General features: G+C 37.8%; 1 protein-coding gene. It reads right to left on the bottom strand.

All coding sequences use genetic code 11. From position 1 onward, the window contains the following. A partial coding sequence (locus CN601_RS21700) for a PA domain-containing protein (RefSeq protein WP_306659839.1) occupies positions 1 to 529 on the bottom strand: 529 nt, incomplete at both ends.

The following is a 529-nucleotide window of genomic DNA, read 5'->3' as shown; positions in this document are numbered from 1 at the left end:
CCAATTTGATCTGCCCCATGCATATAAGATGGGACAGTCGAGAAGACAGATACACCAGGCGCTGTTACTTCTGGTTTAATATCATATGTGATACGAGCGGGCCCACGAGAACTGAAACTTGCTAATTTGCTACCTGGATCAGTCAGTTTTCCCATTTCATCAAATGAGAATGTTGCTGTTCCTGAAGTAGTTTGAGGTTGAATTACCGCTGCTTGCTCAGATGATATAGAGAATGTTGGTATCATTCCATACCCTGCACCTAAATAAGTTGGAATAAATCCTTCCCCAGCTATATTATTCGCTAAAATTACCCCTTTAGCTCCATGTTTTTGTGCTTCTTTCACTTTATCAACAAGTGCAACCTTACCTCTATTTACATATACAATTTTTCCTGTTACATCTTTACCATTATAATCTGCTGGTGATCCTGTATTTGGAATAAAAACGATCGGTAGATTTTGTCCTTTTAAGCTTTCAACATTGTCACCAAAACCCATACCTAATAATTTTAAATCAGCTTGTACATTTG

This window comes from Bacillus sp. AFS017336 (genome assembly GCF_002555445.1).
In the GTDB taxonomy this organism is placed as follows: domain Bacteria; phylum Bacillota; class Bacilli; order Bacillales; family Bacillaceae_G; genus Gottfriedia.
Note: the sequence above shows the minus strand (reverse complement) of the source record. Positions and strands in the feature narration are given on the sequence as shown.